Raw genomic sequence first — 25,362 nt, 5'->3', positions numbered from 1 at the left:
TAGCAGAAACTACTATTTTAAAAAAGATCTTTAGGAGGTTTCATATATGTCAAAGCCATATTTAGTTGTGGAGTGGAATGATACGGAAACAGATGCAAAAGGGTGGCTGGTTGTTCATAATTTCGTGAAAGGTTACACAGGAGGCGGCACGAGAATGCATCCGACCGTGACAAAAGAAGAGGTCGAAAGATTAGCTGAGGCAATGGCTTATAAGTATGTAGCCTGTGAGTGTGGAACGACTGGCGGGTGTAAAGCCGGTATCGCCTATGATTACAAAGCGCCAGATGCGTACGCGGTATTAAGAAGATTTCTCATTGCGATGATGCCTTATATAGACATCGGTGTATCTTTAGGCAGCGATTTAGGCACTAAATACGAAGATGTGCTGAAAGTATTTAATGAGTTCGGTATTGAAATCCCTCTGACAAAGTCAATGAAGCAAGACCCGAACGTTCTACAAGGAATAAAGGATTTTGATAAACTTTTGGCGACAAGGATTGATGGTCTGCTTTTAAATGATGTTGTAACGGGCTATGGTGTAGCATTTTCGGCAGATGAGGCTTGGAAGTTTAAGGGGGGATCAGCCGGAGCGAAAGTTGTCATTCAAGGTTTTGGATGTGTAGGAGCAAGCTGCGCGTTGAAATTATCGCAGTTAGGCTATAAAATCGTTGGAATTTCTGATGCCAATTTGTTGGTAACGTGCGAAAAGGGATTAGATGTCCAAAAACTTATTGATCATAAGAATGTGTATGGGGAAATGGATCAAGACTATTTTGAATCTCATTATACTGTAAGGCCAAATACAGAATGGCTCGATGTGGATTGTGACATTTTAATTCCATCTGCACTAGAGGATGTCATCAACAAATCCAATGCAGACAGTGTAAAAGCAAGTTTAGTCGTAGAAGCCGCAAATATTCCGATTTCTTCAGAAGGAGATGCAATCATAAAGCAAAGAGGAATTGATATCGTCAATGATTTCGTTGCTAACTTGGGAGCAATCAGATTTTATGATGCGGTTATTTTTGGACTAGTTCGGCCAAATCCACAAGCTGTCGTTGATGACATTGAAAAGTTATGCAGGAAAAATACGTATCGCTTGTTTCAAGAAGCAAAAAAACAAAATAGATATCAAAGAGAAGTGGCTCATGAAATCTTTAAACCGACAATCAGCGATTTATTAGAATATGAAGAGCCATCTGAAACGGTACCTGCCCAGCAATAAGTTTAAATTTCGGAATAGTGACAATATTCTTTGTACTATCTTAACCACGATCATGTAAAGAGCATATTAAAGGTGAGAAATGGGGGATTTAATGCGAACAGAACAAGAAAACCAGCCAAAAGAATTACAGCGTTCAATGAAAAGCAGACATTTATTTATGCTCTCCTTAGGTGGAGTAATTGGAACAGGTCTTTTCCTAGGATCGGGTTATGCGATCGGTGAAGCCGGACCTGCAGGAGCAATTGTTGCCTATTTGGTCGGCGGGTTATTGATGTATCTGGTGATGGTTTGCCTCGGTGAATTATCGGTGGTGATGCCGGTATCCGGTTCCTTTCAGGCTCATGCAGCGAAATTTATCGGGCCGGCCACTGGATTTGTCATCGGATGGACCTACTGGATGAGCTGGGCTCTTTATGTAGGCTTAGAGTTTATAGCTGCTGGTTTGCTCATGGCCAGATGGTTTCCGCATACACCGGTATGGGTGTGGTGCACCATATTTGCCATACTTTTGTTCGCTATAAATGCATTGACAACGAAAAGCTTTGCTGAGACAGAGTACTGGTTTTCAGGTATCAAAGTACTTACCGTTATTCTGTTCATCATTATCGGTGGTGCAGCGATGTTTGGATTAATACCCCTAAAGGAACAATCTGCTCCGTTTTTTACTAATTTTGTTGGTGATGGACTATTCCCTACAGGGTTTACGGGAGTATTTATATCGATGATGACGGTCGTATACGCATTCCAGGGATCAGAAATTATGGGGGTTGCAGCAGGTGAAACAGAAAACCCGCAAAAAAGTATCCCAAAAGCCATTCGAACCATCGTAGTGCGCGTGCTGCTCTTCTATGTTCTAGCAACATTTGTCTTGTCAGCGATCGTTCCGTGGAAGGAAGCAGGAGTGCTGGAAAGTCCATTTGTTACTGTATTTGAAATGACAGGCATTCCTTATGCAGCGGATATTATGAATTTCGTCATCTTGACGGCGGTTCTCTCTGTAGGGAATACGGGTCTGTTTGCTTGTACTAGGATCTTGTTCTCTCTTTCGCAAACAGGCATGGCACATCCCTTGTTTGGAAAAATTAACCGGCGCGGTGTACCGATGAATGCCTTACTAGTCACTCTTTTCTTCGCCTTGTTGTCTCTGCTTACTAGTGTAGTAGCAGAAGAAACATTATTTGTGGTGCTGCTTGCTATAAGCGGGGTTGGCGGGCTGCTTACTTGGATGGCGATTGCATTTGCACAGTACAGGTTCCGTAAACAGTATATTCGAGAAGGTGGAAAGGTGGAGGAGCTGAAGTTTAGAGTCCCTCTCTTCCCTTTTGTGCCGATTCTCGCTCTCATAATGTGTCTAGGCATTTTTGTATTCACAGCTTATGATCCGACACAGCGCACTTCGCTCTATTGGGGATTTAGTTTCGTCGCAGCTTGCTATATATTTTACTACTTTAGATACACAAGAAGAAAGGTCGGGGAATCTGCCTTAACAAATGAACAGCCAGATAAACTAGTTCAATAGAAATGAAGGGTGCAGAGAGCTTTGTGATCTCATGATAAAGAAAGAAAACATACAGAAATTTAAGTATATATGAATAGTAGAAGACTATAGGAGGAAAACGTATGCGTTACTTAAATTATATCAATGGACACTGGAAAGAACCCTCTACAGGGGAGTATAAAGAAAATCTCAGCCCGCATAACGGAGAGAGCCTTGGAGAGTTTTCGTCAAGTGCGGCAGCGGATGTGCATGATGCAGTGGCTGCTGCAAAGCAGGCTTTTCCTGCTTGGAAGAAGCTTTCTTTTCAACAGCGTGCAGCGTATTTACAAAAAGCCGCAGCGATTTTGAAAGCAAATGTAGAAGAAATTGGACAGGATTTAATCAAAGAAGAAGGAAAAACATTTACAGAAGGAATGGGAGAGGCAAACCGGGCTGCAAGCATCTTTGAATATTACGCAGCAGAAGCACGGCAGCCACTTGGAGAAGTGATTCCTTCCGCGAATGCTGATACATTTCTGTATACGACCCGCACACCGCTCGGCCCGGTTGGATTGATTACACCATGGAACTTTCCAATCGCGATCCCTGTATGGAAAATGGCACCAGCTCTTATTTATGGGAATACAGTCGTCATTAAGCCGGCTGATCTTACACCGAAATCTGTTTATCATGTGATGAAAGCATTTGACGAAGCTGGGCTTCCAGCAGGTGTTGTAAACTGCGTATTCGGAAGAGGTTCTGTCATTGGTAATGAATTAGTGAACCATCCTGATATAAAGGCCATTTCATTCACAGGTTCCAATCAAGTTGGGCGTCAAATTCAAAAGCAGGCGATTGACAATGGAAAGAAAGTGCAAATGGAAATGGGCGGGAAAAACCCACTTGTCGTTCTTGCCGATGCCGATCTTGAAAGAGCAGTGGAAATCGCTGTGGGCGGTGCTTTCAAATCGACAGGGCAGAAGTGTACAGCTACTAGCCGAGTCATTGTCGAGGAAGGAATCTATGAAGTATTCCGTGATCGGCTTGTCGAGCGCACGAAGGAGTTAAAAATCGGCGACCCGCTCCATAAAGAAAATGATATCGGGCCGGCTGTATCTAAAGCCCAGCGCGATGGGGTGCTGGAAATGATCGAGGCTGGGAAATCAGAAGCGGTGCTTTTATGCGGGGGCGAAATTCCAGCGGAAGAGGAATTGAAGAACGGCTTCTACGTCCAGCCGACGGTGTTTGAAAATGTTCCACGGGATGCCCGCATTGCACGTGAAGAAATTTTTGGCCCGGTCATTGCTCTTTTTAAAGCTAAAGATTATGAAGAAGCGGTAGAGATGGCTAACGATACAGAGTATGGCTTAAGTGCAGCGATCTGTACGAATAGTTTAACGGCGGCTCAGCGTTTTATTGAAGATGCCGAGGTAGGACTTGTACACGTTAATTCGGAAACAGCGGGAACAGAACCGCAATTGCCATTTGGCGGCTGCAAAAACTCAAGCACCGGCAGCCGGGAACAAGGAAAGAGTGCGGTTGAATTTTATACAGAAGTCAAGACGGTTTATATGGATCGGATGTAAATTGAACGGAATATGTCATGAACACAGATGCTTGATATTTCAAACTAGATGATTAATAGGGGGTTTTATTATGACAACAAAAGAAGAATTGCAGTTTAGCCAAACACAGCCTTATTCACGCTATGTAGATCCAGAAGTATTTAAGGAAGAGAGAGAAAAGATTTTTTCGAAGAACTGGATATTTGTTGGGCATGCGAGTCAGCTGGAAAAAGTGGGTGATTTCTTAACATTTGACGTTGCCGGGGAACCGATTATCGTTACTCATGACAAAGACGGCGAGCTGCGGGCCTTCTACAATATTTGCCCGCACCGTGGAATGAAAGTAGAACAGAGTGACGGGGGAAATAAAAAAATACTGCAGTGTAAATACCATGGCTGGACGTTCAAATTAGACGGAAGTATCAATAGAGCGCCTAACTTTAAAACAACTGAGCTGGGAGCACACAGCTGTATGAGATCGATCCGATTGGAAGTGCAGCACTCTCTTGTTTTTGTAAATTTAGATAATGATGCTCCTTCGCTTGCCGAAGCGTATCAAGAGTTTTTAGGAGAGATGGAAAAGTTCTCATTCTTCAACTCTGTTAAACTAATTAGGGAAACACGCCGTGTAGTGAAGGCGAATTGGAAATCGGTTATTGATAACTATCTTGAATGTGATCATTGTGCCATTGCCCATCCTGGGTTTGCTAAGTCTTATGATTTATCTAATTTCTGTACGACTACGCATGATAAATTCACTCATCAATATATGGTATCGAGCCAAAGTGAAGATGAAAGTGAACTTGCTCGTTTTTATTGGATCTGGCCAAACATGATGATTAACGTCTATCCAGGAGAAGGAAATGTCAATACGATTCAAGTGGTTCCTTTGGATGCAGAAACATCTATGGGGATTTACCGTGATTATTCTCTTAATGAAGAGATCACGGAAGCAAAAGAAGAATATTTTAAATTTGTCGATCAAGTGAGACAGGAAGACTTTGAATTAGTAGAAGAGCTGCAGAAAGGTCTAGGTTCCAAAGCGTTTGCGAACGGAATCTTTTCTCCTACTGAAAATGCTGAAGTGTACTTTCATCAGCTGATTGAAAAGGCTTTGAAAGGTAAATAACCTATTCGGGCTGTGGATAAACGCTTGCTTTCTTTGTTGTCCATCTATCTGTATATTAGCAAAATAAAACAACGCGGCTATATTTCCGCGTTGTTTTATTTTAATTTCTATACAAGTGATGAGACTTTATCCCGCTTCTCATAAAACTCTTTCAAGAAGCTTTGTTCATACGCATATCCTGCGCGGATGAGTATGTTTTCGTTAAAGGAAGCGGCTGCGAGCTGCAGTCCTGCTGGCAGGCCGTTAGAGGCGAAGCCGGTTGGGATTGATAAAGCAGGCTGACCGGTTAAGTTGAAGACGGACGGATAGCGAATCATCGCATCGAATAATGGTTCTTGTTTGCCGTTGATGTTTATTGTTTCAATACCAATTTTCTGAGCAGTATCCGGCAAGGCCGGTGTGGCTATGACGTCAACCTTCCCGAACAGCTTTTCAAATTGTTCCGTGATTTCAGCCTTTCTTTTTAACGCTTTAATATAATCGAGGGCTGAGAAAGTACGGCTCGCTTCAACGGCGGCACGAACGTCTGCGCCAAACTCGTCGATCTTTGTATTTAAGCTGTTTTCATGAACGAAGCCTGCCTCAGAAATGGCCAGAACGAATATTAGGGAAAGGTCATCCATCGTAAATGGAATATCGATATCAATCAGCACCGCTCCGAGCGATTCAAGGTTATGAAGTGCTTGTTTGTAAAGAGCAGCCGCTTCTGTATCCATTTGCTCGTTAAAATAATTGTTAGGAACACCGACTCTAAGGCCGCGAATGTCTTCCTGTAAGTTTTCTAAGTAAGAACGGCCGGTTAACGCTTCCATCATCATGGCTAGATCATCTACATTTCTCGTAAGGGGTCCAACGTGATCGATCGACCAGGAAATGTTTGTGACACCGGAAGCGTCTACTAAGTTATATGTAGGTTTTAAGCCGACAATGCCGCAAGAAGCCGCTGGAATACGGATCGATCCGCCAGTGTCGGTGCCGATGGATGCAGCGCATAAAGAGGCTGCTACTGCTGCTCCAGACCCGCCGCTTGATCCGCCTGGTGTGTATTCTTTGTTCCATGGATTTTTGACCGGGCCGTAGAATGGGTTGTTTGATGTGATGCCAAATGCATACTCATGCAAGTTCACTTTGCCAAGATTGACTGCTCCTTCTCTTTGAAGGGCACGGACGGCACCAGCGTTAGTATCCGGTACGAAGTTCTCTGCAATTTTTGACCCGCTCGTCGTCCGAATGCCTTTCGTATATAAGTTATCCTTATAAGAAAGCGGAATTCCTTCTAACATGCCTGTGAAGTCATTCGCTAAAAATTTTTTCTCAGAAATCTCTGCTTGTTTTAAAGCTTCATCGGCACATACGGTAATGAAGGCATTTAGGTCTTGGTGCTGATGAATTCTTTCTAAATAAGCCTTTGTTGCTTCTACAGGAGAAAATTCTTTCTTTTCATATCCCATCTTCAGCTCGCGAATCGTTAGGTTTTTCATCATCCATCCTCCTCAAGATTATTGAGTCATCCCCTTCATCTTACCATGGAACGAGTCATAATAAGTGGAATATTGAAATAAGTCAGAAAGTAGAAAGGTTTTTGTTCATTTTCTTGTACATCCGCGATAGTTATATAACAAAGGAGAGATGAATAATGGAAAAGGCTGAACAACAAAACTTGTTTAAAGAAGTAATGGGGAATTATCCGACAGGTGTGACAGTCGTCACTGGAGTAACAAAAGATGGAACACCCGTTGGTCTGACAGTAAATTCATTTGCGTCTGTTTCGCTTGATCCACTGATGGTGCTATGGTCTATTGATCATGGAGTATCCACTATTAAATCGTTTACGGAAGGCGGCAAGTTCGCTGTTCATGTTCTTTCAGGTAATCAGCAGGAGCTATGCAAAACGTTTGCAACGAAAGGGATTGACCGCTTCAGTCAATGTAAATGGGAAATGTCCAAGAGCGGTCTGCCGATTATTGAAGGGGCATTTGGGGTATTGGAGTGCGAAACGTTTCAAGCAGTGGAAGCGGGCGACCATACAGTGTTAATTGGCAAAGTGACGGATATTCATATTCATAAAGAAAAAGAGCCAATGCTTTATCACCGCCGCTTCTTCGGTCCAATTCCAGCTGCGTTTTATAGTGGGAAATAATAGAGAAAGGGGTGTCCTAAAAGTATAACTTTTAAGGGCACCCCTTGTATGGTTCTTTAAACTTGTCCGTTGATTTCCGTTCCATGCGTTTCGCTTTCCCTGCAGGAGTCTTCACGCCTTCCGCTACAACCGCCTCAGTGAAAAATTATCGTTTGAACTTTGTGGGAAAATGGGCATCATCCACTGGAAAACAATAAAAAACGTTGAAGTAAGAAGATGAACTTCTCTCATGTTCACTAAAATGATACATTCATATTAAAAAATTAATCTAAGCAGAGACTGACCCTAAAAAGTCGTTTTTAATGACCTTTTAGGATCAGCTTTTTTGTTTATCAATGTTTTCTTCTTAAATCACAGTCTTGCAATGGAATTAATTTTGTTTTGTATTTTACTTTATAGATGAGCCAAGTGATTAAGAAAAGAGGCAGGCCAATATAAGAAACGAGCACGCCATTCCAATCGATTCCACCGCCTGTAAAGGCTTGGAGGTTTTGTCCCAAAATAACGAAAATACATAGGATCAATGCTAATAAGGGACCGAATGGAAACCATTTTGCCTGGTATGGAAGTTCGTTTACATCGCCGCCTTGAGCAACATAAGCTCTGCGGAAGCGGTAATGGCTAATGGCGATACCGAGCCATGTAACGAATCCAGCCATCCCGGAAGCATTTAACAGCCAGACATAGACAACACCATCTCCAAAGAAAGTCGTTAAAAAGGCAAAACAGCCAATGAACGTTGTGACGATTAAGGCATTCACCGGCACGCCTCTTTTATCTAATTTACCTAAGAACTTTGGTGCCTTTCCATCGCGTGCTAAGTCCCAGAGCATACGAGTGGAGGCGTACATGCCAGAGTTGCCGGCGGATAATACAGAGGTTAAAATGATCGCATTCATAACGGAGGCGGCAAAAGCAAATCCTGCTCGTTCAAATACGAGTGTGAATGGACTGACGGAAACTGCGTCGCTTAATAAACGTTCATCTGTATATGGAAGGATCAGGCCGATCACGAAAATCGCTAAAATATAAAACAGCAGGATACGCCAGAAGACAGAGTTAATTGCTTTTGGAATGGCCTTTTCCGGATTTTCACTTTCTCCAGCCGCTACGCCGAGCAGTTCCGTCCCTTGGAAAGAGAAACCAGCAGCCATAAAGACACCCAAAATAGTAAAGAATCCTCCATTGAACGGTGCATCTTCAATAGTGAAGTTTGTAAAGCCGATCGATTCCCCGCCCATAATTCCAAAAATCATTAAAAATCCAGTAATAATAAAGATAATAACTGTGACCACTTTAATGAGGGCAAACCAAAACTCCGCTTCGCCAAACCCTTTAACTGACATGTAATTAAAGCCAAACATAATGACAAGGGCCAGTGCGCTCCAAATAATAGAAGGGCTTTCAGGGAACCAGAACTTCATAATCAGTACGACTGCAGCAAGTTCTGCAGCAATCGTAATCGCCCAGTTGTACCAGTAATTCCAGCCGATAGCAAAGCCGAATGCCGGATCAACAAACTTTGTTGCATACTCTTTGAATGAGCCTGCAACCGGCATGTAGGCAGCCATTTCCGCAAGACTCGTCATTAAGAAATAAACCATGATCCCGATCGCTGTATACGCGAGCAATGCGCCTCCTGGTCCAGCCGTATGAATGGCTCCGCCGCTCGCTAAAAATATGCCTGTTCCGATGGAGCCTCCGAGGGAGATCATCGCCAGGTGACGTGCTTTAAGTGTTCTTTTTAGTTCGGTTGGGGCTGATGTATTCGCCAATGTTGTACACTCCTTTTCTAGGAAGGAAGACTGAAAGGAAAGATAAAAAAACAGCCGTCGAAAAAGATCGACGGCTGTTTGATCAGTCCGTTTAATCCTTCCGAAGATAGTTCTCCACGTTACATAACGTGACAGTGATGTTCCTGTTCGAAAACATCCCCAGCGTGGATAAACAATGATTGATCCACACTTCGGCAGCCCATCCTTTCAAGCAGAGTCATAAATTTCATTGAATCTCGTCTGTTCTACTTTTATAAGCTGCAGCCTCTATCCCATCGGTGAATGGGAATATTCAATTGATATCAGAATTATAGTTAATTAATTTTGATATTGCAATAGTTATTTTTTTACTTTGTTTTCTTTAGTAAATATATTTTGATAGGTTTCTGAAAGATTGATTTGGAATCACTAATGGCAAGAATGTTATTGTAAAAAAATAATAATGGTTTTTGTTTATTGTCTGTTCTCTTACTCAATCGTAAGTGCCGGGGAATGAAAATGGTTGAAAGACTGAGAAGAAATATCTGGTGTTTGAGCCTTGTTTGCTATTTACAATTTATGTTACATATGATAAGTTTTCGGATGAACCAATCATCCTACAAATTTGAGGTGTGGAAATGAAGATTGAAAAAGCGAATCGAGTTTCGCTTGTGGATCAGGTTGTTTTACAGATGGAAGAGTTAATCGAATCTGGCGTTTGGGAAGTCGGTACTAGGCTGCCGCCGGAAATGGAGTTGATGGAACAGTTTGGTGTGAGCCGCAATACGCTTCGGGAAGCGGTGCGCGCTCTTGTCCATAGCGGACTTTTGCAGACGAGGCAGGGGAGTGGAACCAGCGTTTGTTCATCTAGCATTCTCGGAGCGGTCATTGAACGCCGGCTGTATAAGTCGGATTTACTGGAAACATTAGAAGTCAGGCATGCGCTTGAACGGGAAGCTGCACGGTTAGCGGCGGTCCGCCGGAGTGAAGAAGATGTCCGGCAGCTGCGCATGCATATGGAAGCTTGTCTTCAGGCGAGCCGAGATCAAGATAACCGGGCTTATGCCGAAGCGGATATCCGTCTGCATCAGGCGGTTGCAAATGCAGCTCACAATCGTTTGTTGATCGATTTATATCATCACATGACGGATGCATTGCATTCTTCTGTTCGTAATCTCGTTGAACTGGCTCCTAATATGGATGTCCATCAGCGCATTCATGGCAAGCTTGTAGACGGCATCGTTACGCAAAACGAAGAGCAGGCAGCCGAAGCTGTGAATGAATATATGGCGCATTTAAAAGAAGTATTGACTACTAGTTTGGAGGAATCATAATGGGAGAACCGCAAGTCATTGAATCGTCCCAACAAGCAAAAACAAAAATAAGGTGGCATACGGCCCTTTTGGTCATCGGTATTCTTTTTATCGGTGCAAATCTCAGAGCACCTTTAACTTCAGTCGGTCCGTTAGTGCCGGCAATCCGCGACGGTTTAGGGATATCTAATGCTATCGCTGGTACGATTACAACGGTACCTTTGCTTGCTTTCGCTTTCTTGTCACTGTTTGCTCCACGGCTTTCCCGCCGCTTCGGAATGGAACTGACGCTATTTGTTTCTTTGCTCGTTCTAGCCGCTGGGATAGTGATTCGTTCGTCAGGGGGGGTAAGCACGTTGTTTGCCGGCACAGTGCTGATTGGTTTGGCTATTGCGATCGGGAATGTCTTACTGCCGGGTTTCATCAAACAGCATTTTGCAGAACGCATCGGTGTCATGACGGGCGTGTATTCCGTGTCAATGAACTTATGCGGAGCGATAGCATCAGGTATTAGTGTGCCGCTCTCCTCGATTGCCGGGTTTGGCTGGTCCGGCGCTCTCAGCGTATGGGCCGTATTGGCCGCGATCGCGGTTATTTTGTGGCTTCCGCAATTACGGCATCAGCGAAAGCAAAGTACAGGTGCAGCAGGAACTAGAAAAAGTGGGCGGCTATGGCGTTCACGCCTCGCTTGGCACGTCACGCTATATATGGGGTTACAGTCATTCATGTTTTATGTTGTTATTACGTGGCTGCCGGATATTTTGCAGCAAAAAGGGCTGGATGCGGATGCGGCTGGCTGGATGCTTTCCATTATGCAATTTGCTGTTTTACCGTTTACATTTATCGTTCCGATCTTAGCCGGACGAATGAAAGATCAGCGCGGAATGGCTGTGATTACGTCTGCACTGTTCATCACTGGATATGCTGGTATTTTACTAGACGATGGCTTGCTTCTTCCGTTGTGGATCATTTTCATCGGCATCGGGGCGGGTTCAGCATTCAGTCTATCGATGATGTTCTACACCCTGCGTACAAAAAATGTCCAAGAGGCAGCGCAGTTGTCAGGAATGGCTCAGGCATTTGGTTATCTCCTAGCATCTGTCGGTCCTGTTTTCGTGGGCTGGCTTCATGACTTTACCCACAGCTGGACGATTCCATTAGTTATGCTTGCCGCAGTATCAGCATTCATCTCTGTAGTCGGAATGTCTGCTGGGAAAAAGGGATATGTGACGGATTGACGAGCGGTGCGCATATTTTTATGAATCACGCGCACAAAATGGACGAGAGCGTGCAGAAAGTTTTGATTTCCGCTCATAAAGTTGTAATCGCCGCTCATAAAATGTAAAAATCCACGTATAAAGCATGCCCATTTTTTATATCAAGTTAAAAAAGCTTCCTGTAACCGATGGTTGATCGGCGATGGGAAGCTTTTTTGTGTTCCACTGCTTGCAGCCATGTATCGCCCGTTAAAATAAAGAAAGAGAGCAAAAGCAGTGGAATGGTATAACTAGAAAAGTAGTCTACGGGCCAGCCAAACAGTGACGGGGGAGGACGGTAAATATTTGATTGAGGGTTCATGCAAACTAGACTGTTAATGCAGCAAAGTCGAGAATGAACTTTTCTGCAAAGAAATAATGCCTGTAATATTACTTTGACTGTCATAGTAATATGAAGTATAGTGTAGTTGTAGGAGGGACGTATATGGGTGCGAAGATTTCGTCGGATTTAATTAGAGGCCATACAGATACGATTGTTCTCGGAATTTTAAAGGAAGGGGACAGTTATGGATATGAAATTTATAAAAAAATTATCGAGAAAAGCGAGGGGCAGTATGAATTAAAGGAGGCGACACTTTATTCAAGCTTTAGAAGGCTTGAGCAGGATGGGTGTGTGACTTCTTACTGGGGAAGCGAAACGCAGGGAGGCAGAAGAAAGTATTACAGCATTACCTCCTCTGGTGAAACTCTTTATCAACGAAACCGTGACGATTGGGAATTTACGAAAAGCGTGATCGATAAATTATTATAGAGAGGTTGTGAAATCATGAAGAATCAGGTGAAACAATATATTGAGCAAGTGTTTGCCGATTTTCCCGAATCCGATCAGTTAAAAGAATTAAAGGAAGAAGTGGAAGTGAACCTGCAAGAAAGAATTCAAGAATCGATTCATTCGGGAATGAACGAGGAAGAAGCCTTTCAGAAAGCGATCAGTGAACTTGGAGATGTAACAAAAGTAGCAGAGGATATTAGCGTAAAAGCTAGGTGCGAAGTGATTGATCATATGTATAATAAAAAGCCGCTCCCGAAAGTGCATGTGTTTGGCTATGTTATCAGCGTGGGGATGTTGTTATTTGGTATCATTACCGCACTGCTCGTCCAATTTCAAATGGAAGAGTACTATATCACCATTTCTACTCTATTTCCGTTCGTGCTTATTTCAATCAGTGCACTCGTTTATTTAGGACTCACTCAAGAATCGCAGTATCAATTTGGAATGAAACCAATGCGGGCAGCCGGCTACTCAGCGGCAACGGGGGGACTATTGTTTGGTTTATTTACGTCAGGTATTGTGTATTTTCAAGGAACGACTGGAAATGGAGAATGGATCGCCACTTTGCTGCCGTTCGCCATTCCGTCTATTTGCCTTTACACGTTTCTTGGTCTGACAGAAAAAGACCGGAGTAAACGAAATGAAGAATGGATGAAATACATGGCGAAATATCACGATCCAGAGTATCAAATGATACGCGGCAGTATTTCTGGTGCATTGTGGATCTTTGCCTTTGCTCTATTCTTGATTCTCGGCTTTTCTATCAGTTGGAAGTACGCATGGATTGTCTTTATCTTCGCTGCGGGCATCGAAGTGTTGATGGAGGCGATTCCGTTTAGGAAGAAAAATGCTTTATAAAAGCACAGGTCAGAAAAGGTGAATATCGGGTTTAGGATCATCATTATAGCCCGTCATATTCTAAAACAAAGAATAACATAAAGAAGGTATCCCAAAATGATGACTTTGGAATACCTTCTTTTTTAAATGTACATAAATTTTGCGCTGGTTTTTCGAGTTTGTGCACGAGTGATCACCTTTAGTTTGTGAGCGGGAAGCACGAACATATGCACACTTTATGATTTTGCGGTCAAACTTGCTTCGAATTGATCAATAATATGCAGGAAGCGTTCAGCTTCGCGGAAAGTATGATCGGCAAGCAATGGGTGAATGTTACTTTTAATTTTGCAGGCTTCAATCAAATCTCTCGCGGCTTTCTTGAAATCTCTCAAAGAAGCGACGGATACACGGTTTTGATCTAGAAACTGATCGAGCATCGGCACGGTTTCTGATTGCGGTCTCATTGAATCGAGATCAACCGCCTGGAAGAGTAATTGGTCAAAGTCATGGCTGAATTCCCGTGCTTGGTCGACGAGTTTTCTTTCTGACGGGTCGAGCAAGTGACCGATGAATTTAGCGTGATCGGCCATGATTCTAAGAAAGAACACATTCTCTTTAATAATGGCTTCAGGAAGCGGCTTGAGCTTCCCTTCATTTAAATCTTGCAGGCGGTTGGCGAAATAAGCGGCCTCTCGGCTGATGTGATCGACTAAGAGAGGAAAGTTGTTTGATCTGATTTTACATTGCAGTGTAAGCCCAAGGACTTTTCTTTTATACGCCCAGATCGCTGTAGCAGCCTGGCAGACATGCGTATTAAACGCTCTAATTTGCTGAGGATCAGAGTTGTTGGAGTATTGGCTCAGCTGCTCTTCAATTCGTTCAAACAAAGCAATAAAGTGCTGCGCTTCTTCAATGAGTTGTTTGTCAGTATAGCTAAAACCTAAGCTTAAAAATAATGCATGCTCTTTCATAATTCTTGACCAGAAGCGGATTTCTTCTAACGAGCGGCTGACGAACATGTCTGCCATAAGCGGATACCTCCTGTTAAGAAAGCTGTATTTTAATTTAAGGTATTCGTCTATTTATGAAAACATGTCTGGACAAGCTAAGTGACTGATCTCACTTGAATCTTATTGTGGCAGTTCAACATAAACAAATAAGTAAAGAAGAGGGTGTATGTCTTCAGGAATAGGGAATCTGGACCGGTTCGATCAATGCATGCAAAAATATAACAGATACGGATCAGATTTTTTATATTGAAAAAAGAAAAAGTCAGACGGTTAGCGACATCTGTCAGCTATTTCAGAAAAAACTATCATCTCAGAAATTCCCAATTCTTCACTTATAATAAAGTTCACCAAATAGTGGATGAAAGAAGGGGATGTGGGATGCAGAACATTTTTGTTATTTTATTTGGCTCATTTTTAGTAGGAGTAGCTTATAACTTTTTTTTAATTCCACATGAGGTGCTGAGCAGCGGACTAAGTGGCATCGCCATTATGTTTGGATTGATCACCCCTTTGAATACGGGTGTGGTGAACTTGCTGCTGAATTTGCCGCTTTTGATTATTGGCTTTATTAAACTTGGAAAGCGCTTTATTTGCTACACGATAGTATCAGTTTTAGCGGTTTCAGTTAGTTTGTATGTTATTCCAATCGTCGAAGTATCAACGGAGCCCATTTTATCCGCATTGTTTGGGGGAGTAATCACAGGACTCGGTGTTGGTCTCGTATTCCGGGCTTCCGGCTCATCAGGCGGGTTTGATATTATTGCGATGCTTCTCACGAAGAAAAAAGACTTTCCGCTTGGAACGGTTTTAACAGTGATGAACGGAGGGGTTGTGCTGGCATCTGGCTTTATTTTCAACTGGGATGCTGCGCTGAATACGATGGTCGCTATTTATGCGACAGGAAAAGTAGTTGATATGGTCCATACAAGCCATGTGAAGCTGACGCTGATGATTATTACCGCCAAAGGGGAAGAAGTGAAAGAAAAACTTCTGGCGAATGTGTATCGCGGCGTTACACAAATGAACGGCGAAGGAGCCTATACAGGCGAAGGCCGGGCTGTACTCCTTACCGTCATTACGCGCTACCAGCTCACAGATGTGAAAAAAATGATACAAGAAGCAGACCCTAGTGCGTTTGTGAACGTCACGCAGACCGTGGAAGTCGTTGGTTCGTTTCATCGGACATTATAGAAAACAAGCCTTTTCCGAATTGGAAAAGGCTTGTTTTCTGTCTGTTGTTCGTTAAGTAAGAGGGGTTACTGTCTGCTGGGACGATCACTGCTGTTTTTATTAATTAAATCACTGCAATACTCCCGGATGAGCTTTGATGCTTTGGTCTGACTGATACTTAAGTCGTTAGCGACTTTTCTCGATGATTTATATGTTTGATAGGATCTTCTGATTAAGGTCCGTTTTGTTTCTTCAAGTGCTTGATCCAGTGAATGGGGAAGAGCAAGCTGTGTAACAGTCCCTGCGTTTTCAGTGATCATATCTGGCAGATCGGTCACTTGGATAATAGAATCGCTGATAACGACGAGACGCTCAACCAAATTTTCGAGCTGGCGTACATTGCCTGGCCACGGATAGTGAATCAATATGTTTAAGCATTCCTCTGAAATGACTTTGTTTTCGTGATATTTTTCATTAAATTTATTTAGAAAATTGTACGTAAGCGGAATGACGTCTTCTTTTCGCTCTCGTAATGGCGGCAGATGAATGTCGATGACGTTGAGTCGATAAAATAAATCTTCCCGGAATCTTTTGGCGCTCACCATATCTATTAAATTCTGATTAGTCGCAGCGATAATACGAATGTCGACTTTTTTTATTTCGCTTCCCCCTATGGGAATGAACTGCTTATCCTGAATGACCTGCAAAAGTTTAGCCTGCAGAGCAAGCGGCATTTCACCAATTTCATCTAGAAACAAAGTGCCGCCATCAGCTACTTCAATCAGGCCGGGTTTTCCTGATTTGCTGGCGCCGGTAAACGCACCTTTGGCATAGCCGAACAGTTCCGATTCAAGCAGTTCTTCGGGAATGGCTGCACAATTAATTGTCAGGAACGGATTGTTTTTCCGTTTACTGATCTTGTGGATAAAATGGGCGAGTACCCCTTTTCCTGTTCCTGATTCTCCTTGAATTAAAACGGTTGAATCCGTTGGCGCTACTTTTTCGCAGAACGCAAGGATTTGTCTGATTTTTCCGCTGTTAGTAATCATCCGATCTGCTTCGGTTTTTGAATGAGTGGAATTTGACTCAGTGTCATCTTTATTGGCTTTTCCCATTTTATACGTTTTTAATTCCGTCGATGTTGTAACGACAAGCTCTATCTCTCCTTCCTCATTCAAAATTGGGATCGCCGACGTCATCAGTTCCGCGCCGATATACGTCTGCTGCTTTATATAACAAGGTTTTTTCCTCTTGTATACTTCCGGTACAATAGACGGTTTCCAGTAGCCTTTCTCAAATAGATCAACGTTGTATTTACCAATGACCTCTTCGGGTTTCAAGCCGTAATGGCGCTCACATGCTTTGTTGACATAGAGAATCCGCTGTTCGCCGTCAAGTACAAAAATTTCATCTAAAGAATGGTCGAGAATCTTCAACAGAGTCTGCAGTGTCATCTCTACACTGCTTGTATCATCTACACGTGGCATCGCATGATCCTCTCTTTCCTAACGTAAGTGAGTTGTTTTTGACTAGTTATTCATTATATTGAGTTAAATATAACTCAATTTCGGGGGAATTGTAACGAATTTTTAATATTTTCCCAATATTTTTGCGGTTTTTATAAAATGGCACATTAATTGCATATATAAAATCGACAGACAGCAAAGAATCTATCTGTCAAAAATTATTAGACTATTTAAAATGTTCCGAAGGTCCGAAGCGTTTGAAAAATGTTTGTGTAAGGGGGAATGAGTATGGAGAATAATTATGAAATTTTCGACATTACTATCATCGGAGGCGGGCCGGTCGGTTTGTTTACTGCTTTTTATGCGGGAATGAGACAGGCTTCAGTGAAGATTATTGAAAGTCTTCCGCAGCTCGGGGGACAGTTGTCCGCTTTGTATCCTGAAAAATATATTTATGATATTGCCGGCTTTCCAAAAGTGCGGGCGCAAGAACTTATTGATCAACTACTTGAGCAGATGAATCAGTTTGAAACGACGATCTGTCTTGAACAATCAGTAGAAAGTATTGTACGTACGACGGATGGAGCATTCGCCATTACGACCAATGAGGAAACCCATTATTCTAAGTCCGTCATTATTACAGCTGGAAATGGGGCCTTCCAGCCGCGCAGGCTGAACATAGAAGGTGAGGAGAAATTTGAAAGCGCTAACCTCCATTATTTTGTACAAGATCTAAGTCAATTCACTGGCAAGAAAGTAGTCGTATTCGGGGGAGGAGATTCAGCGGTTGACTGGGCTATGATGCTTGAGCCAATTGCAGAAAAAGTAACACTCATTCATCGGAGGGACAAGTTTCGCGCTCATGAGCATAGTGTAGAGCTGTTGAAACAGTCAAAAGTAGAAATTTTAACCCCGTATGTGCCAGTGGAACTTGTCGGTGAGAAAAATATTGAAAAAGTAGTTGTGACAGAAACGAAGAGCGGCGAGCCGCTTGAAATCGAAGCCGATGATGTGCTAGTCAACTACGGATTTGTCTCTTCGTTGGGAGCGATTAAAGATTGGGGCCTTGAAATTCAAGGGAATTCAATTGCGGTTAATTCTCGCATGGAAACAAATATTGAGGGAATTTACGCTGCTGGAGATATTTGCACATACGAAGGAAAAGTAAAACTGATTGCAAGTGGTTTTGGTGAAGCACCGACGGCTGTCAGTAATGCGAAAGTGTATATTGATCCGTCTGCCAAGGTGCAGCCGCTTCACAGCACGAGCATTATGGGGGAGAAAGTAAAAATATAAGGAGGCAGCGCAATGGCAAAATACACAATGGTTGACCAGGATACATGTATTGCCTGCGGGGCATGCGGAGCAACAGCGCCGGAGCTATTTGACTATGATTATGAAGGGCTTGCCTTTGCGGTGCTTGATAACAATGAAGGGGTTATGGAAGTACCGGAAGATCTTGAAGAGGATTTAGAGGATGCCTTAGATGGCTGTCCGACAGAATCCATTAAGACAGCGCATCAGCCCTTTATATGCCAAAAGACGGTGTAGCTTTAACAGCAATCCCTTTAAAACTAGTAATACCAACAATGAAGTAATTCATTCAGCTATATCACTATGACTTTATCATCATTTTTTTTACGAAGGAGAATGAAAAATGGCTTATAACAAAGTAGAAAATGCGACAACTCGGACATTTGAAAGAACGATGACATACGATATGTACACAGATCCAAAAGTATTAGATAAGGAAATGGATCTTGTTTTCGCAAAATCCTGGCAGCTTGTGGGTCATGTTAGTCAGCTAGAACAGCCGGGAGCTTTCTTTACGACTGAAGTCGCTAAAGAACCGATTATCGTCACTCGCGGTCAAGATGAGGTAATCCGTGCATTCTATAACGTCTGTCCGCACCGTGCGACGAAGCTTGAACGAAGTGAATCAGGAAAGAAAAAAATCCTTCAGTGCGGCTATCACGGCTGGACATTCAAATTAGACGGAAAATTAAACAAAGCGCCGAACTTCAGAGGAGAAGATGCAGCTTGTGTGCAGGACGCTTGTTTGCGATCCGTCCGCATGGAAATTATGGAGTCTTTAATCTTTGTCAACTTGGATGATCATGCAAAGCCGCTTAAAGAATCTTACGGTGATTTTTTCGAAAAGTTAAGCAAGTTCCCATTTTTAAGCGAGTTAAAAAGAACAAGCCAAAAAACACGGATCATTAAAGCGAATTGGAAAGCGTTTATTGACAACTATTTAGAATGTGACCACTGCCATGTCGCTCATCCAAGTTTTGTTGCGACGCTCGACATGAATGATTATCAGATTATTACATGTGAAAATTACTCTTACCAAGGGTCAATCGTAAAGCCTGACAAAAACTATGGGGCAGTTGACCTAAGCGAGTCGGAAATGCCGGGCGGTTCATTCTACTGGCTATGGCCGAATTTGATGGTAACTATTTATCCGGGGCCTGGCAATATGGCAACGATTCAAATGCTGCCGATTGACCACGAAAATACGCTGGCTGTTTACACTTATTATTTCCGTGATGAAAACCTGACTCAGGAAGAAAAGGACTTAGTTACATTTGCTGAACAAGTCCGCCAAGAAGATGTGGAATTAGTCGAGCTTGAACAAATTGGTTTCCGTTCCCGAGCGTTTAATAAAGGCAGATATTCTTCTTCAGAAAAAGCAATTGTTCAATTTCATGAAATGGTATTGGAGGCCCTCAATGAGTAAATTAGTGAAAGAAGTAAAATCGGCGAAACAGTTTCTTTTGATCAATGGTGAAAAAATAGAAGCACCAACGTACGCTCCGCTTTACTCTCCTTATTCCGGAGAAGAAATTGCACAAATTGCGATGGCAGACGAGGAATTGACAAAGCAGGCCATCACAGCTGCTTACAATGCGCGCGAAGTCATCGGCAAAATGCCGGCTTACAAGCGGGCAGAAATTCTGGAAAAAGTCGTTGCCATTTTAAAAGAAAGAGCAGATGAAGCAGCTGAAATCATCTCTCGGGAGTCTGCCAAACCGATTGTGTTTGCCAAGGCAGAAGTGGCGAGAACAATCGAAACGTACAAGTTCTCTGCTGAAGAAGCCAAAAGAATTCATGGAGAAACGATTCCTTTTGATGCGGCGGCAGGCGGCGTCGGCCGCATCGGCTATACGGTAAGAGAGCCGATTGGTGTCATCGGGGCGATCACACCGTTTAACTTTCCGCTGAATCTTGTTGCGCATAAAGTCGGGCCGACCATCGCAGCAGGTAATACAATCGTGTTAAAACCGGCATCACAAACACCGCTGTCCGCTCTCTTTATTGCAGAAGTATTTGAAGAGGCAGGTCTTCCAGCAGGCGTGCTGAATGTCGTGACGGGGCCAGGAGGAATGGTCGGAGAAGCCATCGTAGCGGACGACCGCGTAAGCATGGTGACGTTCACAGGAAGTCCAAGCGTTGGCATTGGCATCAGAAGTAAAGCGGGATTAAAAAAGACAACGCTTGAGCTTGGCTCTAACTCGGCACTTATTATTGACAAAGATGTTAAAATTGATGAAATCATTGAACGCTGCATCATGGGAGCTTTCTCAAATCAGGGACAAGTATGTATTTCTCTTCAGCGGGTATATGCCCATGAAGAGGTATACAACGAGTTCGTTGAGAAATTTACGGAAGCAGCGAAGAAGCTAAAAGTCGGCGATCCGCTTGATCCGGACACGTACATTTCCGCATTGATTAACAAAGGGGAGGCAGAGCGTGTATTGGGCTGGATTGAAGAGACGAAGGAGAGCAATGCCAAGATAGAGGCAGGAGGCAAGCTGCAAAATGGTATTTTAGAGCCGACTATTGTTACAGGTGCTGACCGCAGATTGAAAGTGTCATGTCAGGAAGCATTCGCTCCCGTTGTCATCATTAATAAAATAAGCGGTATTAAAGAGGCGGTTGAATTGGTAAATGATTCTCGCTACGGATTGCAGGCAGGGATTTATACAAATAATATTAAGAATGCTCTGTACGCTTCACAGGAGCTGCATGTAGGCGGGGTCATAATCAATGACGTGCCGACATACCGCGTTGATCAAATGCCATATGGCGGAGTCAAAGAAAGTGGAACAGGACGAGAAGGCATTAAATATGCAGTGGAAGAAATGACGGAAATGAAATTAGTTGTTTGGAACCAAAGCTGAAAAAACGAGGGAGATTACCGTGAAAACATTTAAAATAGCAGTCATTGCCGGAGACGGTATTGGTCCTGAAGTCATTAATGAAGGAATTAAAGTATTGAATAAAGTAGCTGAACTTGATTCAGGCTTCCAATTTGATTTTACTTATTTTCCGTGGGGGTGCGAATTTTACACAAAGAATGGAAAAATGATGGATGACGATGGAATTGAACAGCTGAAAGAATTTGATGCCATTTATTTAGGGGCTGTTGGATTTCCCGGTGTTCCCGATCATATTTCACTATGGGATTTACTATTGAAAATCCGCAAAAGCTTTGATCAGTATGTGAACATTCGGCCGGTCACTTTATTAAAAGGGGCGCACTTGCCGCTTGTGGATGTCAAACGTGAAGATATTGACATGCTGTTCATTCGTGAAAATAGTGAAGGGGAATATTCAGGTGCCGGCGACTGGCTGTTTAAAGGACAGGAGCACGAAGTCGTCCTGCAAAACAGCGTATTCTCGAGAAAAGGCACAGAGCGCATTATCCGTTACGCATTTGAAACGGCGAAAAAAGAAGGACGATCATTGACAAGTATTTCTAAAGCGAATGCGTTGAATTATTCAATGGTATTCTGGGATCAAATCTTTGATGAAGTAAGCGCAGAATATCCAGAAGTAGAAACGGCATCCTATCTTGTAGATGCAGCGGCAATGCTAATGATTAAAGATCCGAAGCGTTTTGAAGTGGTGGTTACATCCAACTTATTTGGCGATATCTTAACCGATTTAGGCGCCGCTCTTGCCGGAGGTATTGGACTTGCTGCAGGTGCTAATATCAATCCAGAAAGAAAATATCCGTCCATGTTTGAACCGATACATGGGTCAGCTCCAGATATCGCGGGAAGAGGGATTGGCAACCCGCTTGCATCGATTTGGTCTGCAAGTCAGATGCTTGACTTTTTTGGCTATGAAGAGTATGGAAAAATCGTTCTTGATGCGATGGAACAGCTTCTTTTAGAAAATGAAGTGTTGACGCCTGACATGAATGGAAGGGCATCTACTTCGGAAGTAGGAGACCGGGTAACAGATATTATTGCTTCATTAGTTCCGGCCAAATGATTTTAAAATGAATAAGTCGGTATCGTATGGGAAAAAGTTTCTTTATGCGGTACCGACAGGATTTTTTGAAACCTCGAAATATTTTCTTCATTTTGATTTTAGAAAACGTTTTCATCAGGCTATCTATTTGGAAAAATTTAAAGGAGTGGTTAGGTGAATAGCAAGAAAGCTGTGTTCTATACCTCTTTGGCGGTCAGCTTATTATTAATCAGCTTTGGTGTATTTGCACCGAAACAATTGGAGAAATTTTCCAATTCGTCACTTGGTTTTATCTACAACAATTTAGGGTGGTTTATTCTTGGAAGCGTGTTTATTTTCTTTGCTTTTTGTATGTATATCGGGCTGTCGAAATTTGGTCACATCCGTTTAGGCGATGATGCCGATCGGCCCGAGTATAAAACGGCCACCTGGATTGGCATGCTTTTCAGTGCTTCCATCGGCATTAGCCTCGTATTCTGGGGTGTAGCAGAACCTGTCTCCTATTATATTGACCCTCCATTTGGCAAAGGCTCTTCCGAGGAATCGGCGAAGCTCGCTATGCAATTCGTTTACTTGCACTGGGGCGTATCCGCTTGGGCCTGTTATGCGCTCGTAGGAGTTTCCTTAGCTTTCTTTCAGTTTAGAAAAAAACTTCCGTCCTCATTGAGCTCTGTCTTTTATCCTTTGATTGGAGATAAAATCAGAGGTCCTATCGGCAAGATGATTGATGTAGTGGTCATTCTTTCCATTGTTATTGGAATAGCTACTTCACTGGGATTTGGTACGCTGCAAGTAAACAGCGGCATAAATTTTCTGTGGGGGCTGCCGGTGAATATTAATATTCAGGCAATCATCATTGTTATTGTGACAGTTATTTATGTAGCGTCTACTGTTTCAGGATTACAGGGGGCAATGAAACATTTATCCAATCTTAACATGCTGCTAGCTTTTGCTTTGTTAGGGTTTGTACTTTTTCTCGGACCGACACAAGCAATTTTTAAAATTTTTTTCCAGGGGATTGGCGATTATGTTCAAAACTTTATCGGTATGTCATTCCGAACTGAGCCTTATAGCGATGGTTCCTGGATTGCCAGCTGGACGTTGTTTTATTTCGGCTGGTGGATTGCTTGGGCCCCGCTTGTCGGCAGCTTTGTTGCCAGAATTTCTAAAGGCAGAACAATTAAAGAATTTATGATGGGAGCTGTCTTTATTCCTGTACTTGGTTCTTTCTTCTGGTTTGCAGTAATGGGAGGATCAGCCATCCATCTTATTCAAAACATGGGGGAAAAGGCACTTGCTACCGCCGTATCAACCGATGTAACATCTGCCTTATTTCAATTTTTTAATTATTTGCCAATGAGTTCGTTTCTAAGTATATTGGCAATGGTGCTTGTGCTTGTTTTCTTTATTACATCAGCAAACTCAGCTGTTTTTGTATTAGGGATGATTAGTGAAAATGGAAACCCCAATCCGGCTCACCGGACAAAGATTATTTGGGGAATCGTTATTGCTGCTATCTCGGTCGTGTTAATTATGACAGGTGGTTTACAAGGTCTTCAATCGGCACTTGTGGCTACAGCTGTCCCACTCGCCGTTTTAATGCTGATCATGTGTTACTCAACCTATAAAGGGCTGAAAGCGGAACTGCTTCATATATCCGTAAAAAAAAATAAAGAAAAGCAAGAACGACTAATAGTATCTGAAAAAAAAGCATTATAAGAAAGTGAGACCGCCCCGGCGGTCTCACTTTCTTTCAGTTTGTGGCAGATTGGGCTGACTGAAATGTTTCAAGGAATCGCTCTGCTTTTTTTGATAGATAGCGGTCTTTTAGCCAAATGACCGCAGATTCCGAATGGATGACGTGGTCTTGGATTTCAACAATTTTTAAGTCATCTGTTGGAAAAGAGAGCAAGGTTGATTTTGGCAGCAAGGCCGCTCCGAGTCCTGTGCGGACAAGTGACAGCAGCATGGACGCATCGGGGCATTCACAAATAACATCTGGCTGGAATCCATGTTTTTTGCATTCATTGACAACAAGCTCATAAAGGCCGACGCCGCTCACACGATGAAGCAGCATAAGCGGCATGCCGTCGAGTTCATTGATGGATATAATGGGTTTGCTCTCCCAGTCACCGGGCATGATGACGACAAATGGATCTGTTGGCAGTGGAAGGTAAGAGAATTCTTCCATGTCTAGAGGAAGACGGACGATGGCAAGTTCCACTTCACGGCTTCTCACATACTGTGCCATTAAAGAAGAGTCGCCTTCCTTTAAACGAAATGTTACTTGGGGATAGTTCTCCCTAAAATGGCGAAAACGATCCGGGATATAGGAGAAGCATGTTTTGACAGAACCAATCGATAAAACACCTTTTAATCCGTCGCCGACTTCTTTCACTTCAGTCACCGTTTCATCCATTTGCGCGAGCAAATATTTTGCTTTTTTATATAGGACTCTCCCTGCCTCGGTCAATTCAAGGCTTCTTCCTTTACGTTCTAACAATAAAACACCAAGTTCCCCTTCTAATATCTTTAACTGCTGACTGAGCGGCGGCTGGGCCATGTGCAGCTTTTTAGCAGCTTTCGTAATTTGACCTTCTTCTGCGATCGTAACAAAGTAGCGGATTTGCCGAATGTCCAAGTATAGCGTCCTCCTTGTATACTTTTTTCATATAGATAACTAACATTTTAAATATTTATAATATTTTAACTAATATGATAAGTTATTTATGTAAACGATTCCACCAATTTTTAAAAATATTTGGAAATTCATTATTCCATTAAACGAAGATCCAAACCGATTGTAAAAAAGGAGAGAATGAGACATGTCAAAACTGACAAAAGTTCAAGCGGCAAAAGAAAAATTAAAAGGGTCGATTGCACCGGTTATTACACCTTTCAAGCAGGATGAAAGTTTAGATATTGAAACATTTAAAAGTTTAGTGAACTGGCAGATTGAAAGCGG

21 protein-coding genes and 1 riboswitch are annotated in these 25,362 nt (G+C 42.8%); of the genes, 16 read left to right on the top strand and 5 right to left on the bottom strand.

Features of this window, described 5'->3' with window-relative positions:
* Positions 1–46 precede the first annotated feature (46 nt).
* From QYG89_RS06260 to QYG89_RS06245, 4 genes are all read left to right on the top strand, one after another.
* Positions 47–1,225: a Glu/Leu/Phe/Val family dehydrogenase gene (locus QYG89_RS06260; RefSeq protein WP_404315722.1), complete on the top strand. Its 1,179-nt coding sequence runs from the start codon at positions 47–49 to the stop codon at positions 1,223–1,225.
* Between the two features lie 91 nt (positions 1,226–1,316).
* Positions 1,317–2,744: an amino acid permease gene (locus tag QYG89_RS06255; protein WP_404315720.1), complete on the top strand. Its 1,428-nt coding sequence runs from the start codon at positions 1,317–1,319 to the stop codon at positions 2,742–2,744.
* 101 nt (positions 2,745–2,845) lie between these two features.
* Complete coding sequence (locus QYG89_RS06250; RefSeq protein ID WP_404315718.1) at positions 2,846–4,288, top strand: aldehyde dehydrogenase family protein; 1,443 nt, start codon at positions 2,846–2,848, stop codon at positions 4,286–4,288.
* A gap of 70 nt (positions 4,289–4,358) precedes the next feature.
* Positions 4,359–5,396, top strand: a complete 1,038-nt coding sequence (locus QYG89_RS06245) for an aromatic ring-hydroxylating oxygenase subunit alpha (protein ID WP_404315716.1) — start codon at positions 4,359–4,361, stop codon at positions 5,394–5,396.
* 107 nt (positions 5,397–5,503) lie between these two features.
* On the opposite strand, the gene QYG89_RS06240 is transcribed toward QYG89_RS06245, so the two are convergent.
* Positions 5,504–6,880 (bottom strand): amidase, encoded by a 1,377-nt coding sequence (locus tag QYG89_RS06240; RefSeq protein WP_404315714.1) that lies wholly within the window; start codon positions 6,878–6,880, stop codon positions 5,504–5,506.
* 152 nt (positions 6,881–7,032) lie between these two features.
* Here QYG89_RS06240 and QYG89_RS06235 point away from each other — a divergent pair, with 152 nt between their 5' ends.
* The gene (locus QYG89_RS06235) at positions 7,033–7,536 is read left to right on the top strand and encodes a flavin reductase family protein (protein WP_404315712.1); all 504 of its coding nucleotides are present in this window, start codon (positions 7,033–7,035) and stop codon (positions 7,534–7,536) included.
* Positions 7,537–7,868: 332 nt separating this feature from the next.
* Here QYG89_RS06235 and QYG89_RS06230 read toward each other — a convergent pair whose 3' ends face one another.
* Positions 7,869–9,311, bottom strand: coding sequence for an amino acid permease (locus QYG89_RS06230; RefSeq protein WP_404315710.1), 1,443 nt, complete (start codon positions 9,309–9,311; stop codon positions 7,869–7,871).
* Between the two features lie 99 nt (positions 9,312–9,410).
* Positions 9,411–9,589, bottom strand: a riboswitch (Lysine riboswitch).
* A gap of 339 nt (positions 9,590–9,928) precedes the next feature.
* Here QYG89_RS06230 and QYG89_RS06225 point away from each other — a divergent pair.
* The 4 genes from QYG89_RS06225 (at position 9,929) to QYG89_RS06210 (ending at position 13,510) form a co-directional block, all read left to right on the top strand.
* Complete coding sequence (locus tag QYG89_RS06225; RefSeq protein WP_404315708.1) at positions 9,929–10,624, top strand: FadR/GntR family transcriptional regulator; 696 nt, start codon at positions 9,929–9,931, stop codon at positions 10,622–10,624.
* Positions 10,624–11,841 (top strand): CynX/NimT family MFS transporter, encoded by a 1,218-nt coding sequence (locus tag QYG89_RS06220; RefSeq protein WP_404315706.1) that lies wholly within the window; start codon positions 10,624–10,626, stop codon positions 11,839–11,841. The genes QYG89_RS06225 and QYG89_RS06220 overlap by 1 nt, the downstream gene beginning before the upstream one ends.
* A gap of 463 nt (positions 11,842–12,304) precedes the next feature.
* Positions 12,305–12,631, top strand: a complete 327-nt coding sequence (locus tag QYG89_RS06215; protein WP_404315704.1) for a PadR family transcriptional regulator — start codon at positions 12,305–12,307, stop codon at positions 12,629–12,631.
* Between the two features lie 15 nt (positions 12,632–12,646).
* Positions 12,647–13,510: a permease prefix domain 1-containing protein gene (locus tag QYG89_RS06210; RefSeq protein WP_404315702.1), complete on the top strand. Its 864-nt coding sequence runs from the start codon at positions 12,647–12,649 to the stop codon at positions 13,508–13,510.
* A gap of 215 nt (positions 13,511–13,725) precedes the next feature.
* Here QYG89_RS06210 and QYG89_RS06205 read toward each other — a convergent pair whose 3' ends face one another.
* Positions 13,726–14,517 (bottom strand): DUF2935 domain-containing protein, encoded by a 792-nt coding sequence (locus tag QYG89_RS06205; protein WP_404315700.1) that lies wholly within the window; start codon positions 14,515–14,517, stop codon positions 13,726–13,728.
* A gap of 360 nt (positions 14,518–14,877) precedes the next feature.
* On the opposite strand from QYG89_RS06205, the gene QYG89_RS06200 reads away from it, so the two are divergent.
* A complete protein-coding gene (locus tag QYG89_RS06200) occupies positions 14,878–15,690 on the top strand; it encodes a YitT family protein (RefSeq protein WP_404315698.1) in 813 nt (270 codons plus the stop codon).
* 65 nt (positions 15,691–15,755) lie between these two features.
* Here QYG89_RS06200 and QYG89_RS06195 read toward each other — a convergent pair whose 3' ends face one another.
* Entirely contained in the window at positions 15,756–17,156 is a 1,401-nt protein-coding gene (locus QYG89_RS06195) for a sigma-54 interaction domain-containing protein (RefSeq protein WP_404315696.1), read from the bottom strand.
* Between the two features lie 267 nt (positions 17,157–17,423).
* Between QYG89_RS06195 and QYG89_RS06190 the strand changes: the two genes are divergently transcribed.
* The 6 genes from QYG89_RS06190 to QYG89_RS06165 all read left to right on the top strand — a co-directional run bounded on the left by QYG89_RS06190 (position 17,424) and on the right by QYG89_RS06165 (position 24,116).
* Complete coding sequence (locus QYG89_RS06190) at positions 17,424–18,431, top strand: NAD(P)/FAD-dependent oxidoreductase (protein ID WP_404315694.1); 1,008 nt, start codon at positions 17,424–17,426, stop codon at positions 18,429–18,431.
* Between the two features lie 12 nt (positions 18,432–18,443).
* Positions 18,444–18,686: a ferredoxin gene (locus QYG89_RS06185; protein WP_404315692.1), complete on the top strand. Its 243-nt coding sequence runs from the start codon at positions 18,444–18,446 to the stop codon at positions 18,684–18,686.
* Between the two features lie 106 nt (positions 18,687–18,792).
* The gene (locus QYG89_RS06180) at positions 18,793–19,875 is read left to right on the top strand and encodes an aromatic ring-hydroxylating oxygenase subunit alpha (RefSeq protein ID WP_404315690.1); all 1,083 of its coding nucleotides are present in this window, start codon (positions 18,793–18,795) and stop codon (positions 19,873–19,875) included.
* Positions 19,868–21,319, top strand: a complete 1,452-nt coding sequence (locus QYG89_RS06175; RefSeq protein ID WP_404315688.1) for an aldehyde dehydrogenase family protein — start codon at positions 19,868–19,870, stop codon at positions 21,317–21,319. Before QYG89_RS06180 ends, QYG89_RS06175 begins: the two co-directional genes overlap by 8 nt.
* Before the next feature lie 19 nt (positions 21,320–21,338).
* A complete protein-coding gene (locus QYG89_RS06170; RefSeq protein WP_404315686.1) occupies positions 21,339–22,418 on the top strand; it encodes a tartrate dehydrogenase in 1,080 nt (359 codons plus the stop codon).
* A gap of 153 nt (positions 22,419–22,571) precedes the next feature.
* Entirely contained in the window at positions 22,572–24,116 is a 1,545-nt protein-coding gene (locus tag QYG89_RS06165; RefSeq protein WP_404315684.1) for a BCCT family transporter, read from the top strand.
* Positions 24,117–24,150: 34 nt separating this feature from the next.
* Here QYG89_RS06165 and QYG89_RS06160 read toward each other — a convergent pair whose 3' ends face one another.
* The gene (locus QYG89_RS06160; protein WP_404315682.1) at positions 24,151–25,038 is read right to left on the bottom strand and encodes a LysR family transcriptional regulator; all 888 of its coding nucleotides are present in this window, start codon (positions 25,036–25,038) and stop codon (positions 24,151–24,153) included.
* Positions 25,039–25,362: the final 324 nt, after the last annotated feature.

Origin of the sequence: Bacillus lumedeiriae, assembly GCF_044891285.1 — a bacterium.
GTDB classification, from domain to species: domain Bacteria; phylum Bacillota; class Bacilli; order Bacillales; family Domibacillaceae; genus Pseudobacillus; species Pseudobacillus lumedeiriae.
The sequence above is the reverse complement of the archived record's forward strand: the minus strand, read 5'-3'. Positions and strand labels throughout refer to the sequence as shown.

Excerpts from the sequence above, each read along its gene's own strand:
- QYG89_RS06235 (WP_404315712.1), top strand. The coding sequence starts at position 7,033 with ATGGAAAAGGCTGAACAACAAAACTTGTTTAAAGAAGTAATGGGGAAT.
- QYG89_RS06205 (WP_404315700.1), bottom strand. The coding sequence starts at position 14,517 with ATGGCAGACATGTTCGTCAGCCGCTCGTTAGAAGAAATCCGCTTCTGG.
- QYG89_RS06200 (WP_404315698.1), top strand. The coding sequence starts at position 14,878 with ATGCAGAACATTTTTGTTATTTTATTTGGCTCATTTTTAGTAGGAGTA.
- QYG89_RS06190 (WP_404315694.1), top strand. The coding sequence starts at position 17,424 with ATGGAGAATAATTATGAAATTTTCGACATTACTATCATCGGAGGCGGG.
- QYG89_RS06195 (WP_404315696.1), bottom strand. The coding sequence starts at position 17,156 with ATGCCACGTGTAGATGATACAAGCAGTGTAGAGATGACACTGCAGACT.
- QYG89_RS06260 (WP_404315722.1), top strand. The coding sequence starts at position 47 with ATGTCAAAGCCATATTTAGTTGTGGAGTGGAATGATACGGAAACAGAT.
- QYG89_RS06250 (WP_404315718.1), top strand. The coding sequence starts at position 2,846 with ATGCGTTACTTAAATTATATCAATGGACACTGGAAAGAACCCTCTACA.
- QYG89_RS06215 (WP_404315704.1), top strand. The coding sequence starts at position 12,305 with ATGGGTGCGAAGATTTCGTCGGATTTAATTAGAGGCCATACAGATACG.
- QYG89_RS06180 (WP_404315690.1), top strand. The coding sequence starts at position 18,793 with ATGGCTTATAACAAAGTAGAAAATGCGACAACTCGGACATTTGAAAGA.
- QYG89_RS06240 (WP_404315714.1), bottom strand. The coding sequence starts at position 6,880 with ATGATGAAAAACCTAACGATTCGCGAGCTGAAGATGGGATATGAAAAG.
- QYG89_RS06175 (WP_404315688.1), top strand. The coding sequence starts at position 19,868 with ATGAGTAAATTAGTGAAAGAAGTAAAATCGGCGAAACAGTTTCTTTTG.
- QYG89_RS06210 (WP_404315702.1), top strand. The coding sequence starts at position 12,647 with ATGAAGAATCAGGTGAAACAATATATTGAGCAAGTGTTTGCCGATTTT.
- QYG89_RS06220 (WP_404315706.1), top strand. The coding sequence starts at position 10,624 with ATGGGAGAACCGCAAGTCATTGAATCGTCCCAACAAGCAAAAACAAAA.
- QYG89_RS06245 (WP_404315716.1), top strand. The coding sequence starts at position 4,359 with ATGACAACAAAAGAAGAATTGCAGTTTAGCCAAACACAGCCTTATTCA.
- QYG89_RS06185 (WP_404315692.1), top strand. The coding sequence starts at position 18,444 with ATGGCAAAATACACAATGGTTGACCAGGATACATGTATTGCCTGCGGG.
- QYG89_RS06255 (WP_404315720.1), top strand. The coding sequence starts at position 1,317 with ATGCGAACAGAACAAGAAAACCAGCCAAAAGAATTACAGCGTTCAATG.
- QYG89_RS06225 (WP_404315708.1), top strand. The coding sequence starts at position 9,929 with ATGAAGATTGAAAAAGCGAATCGAGTTTCGCTTGTGGATCAGGTTGTT.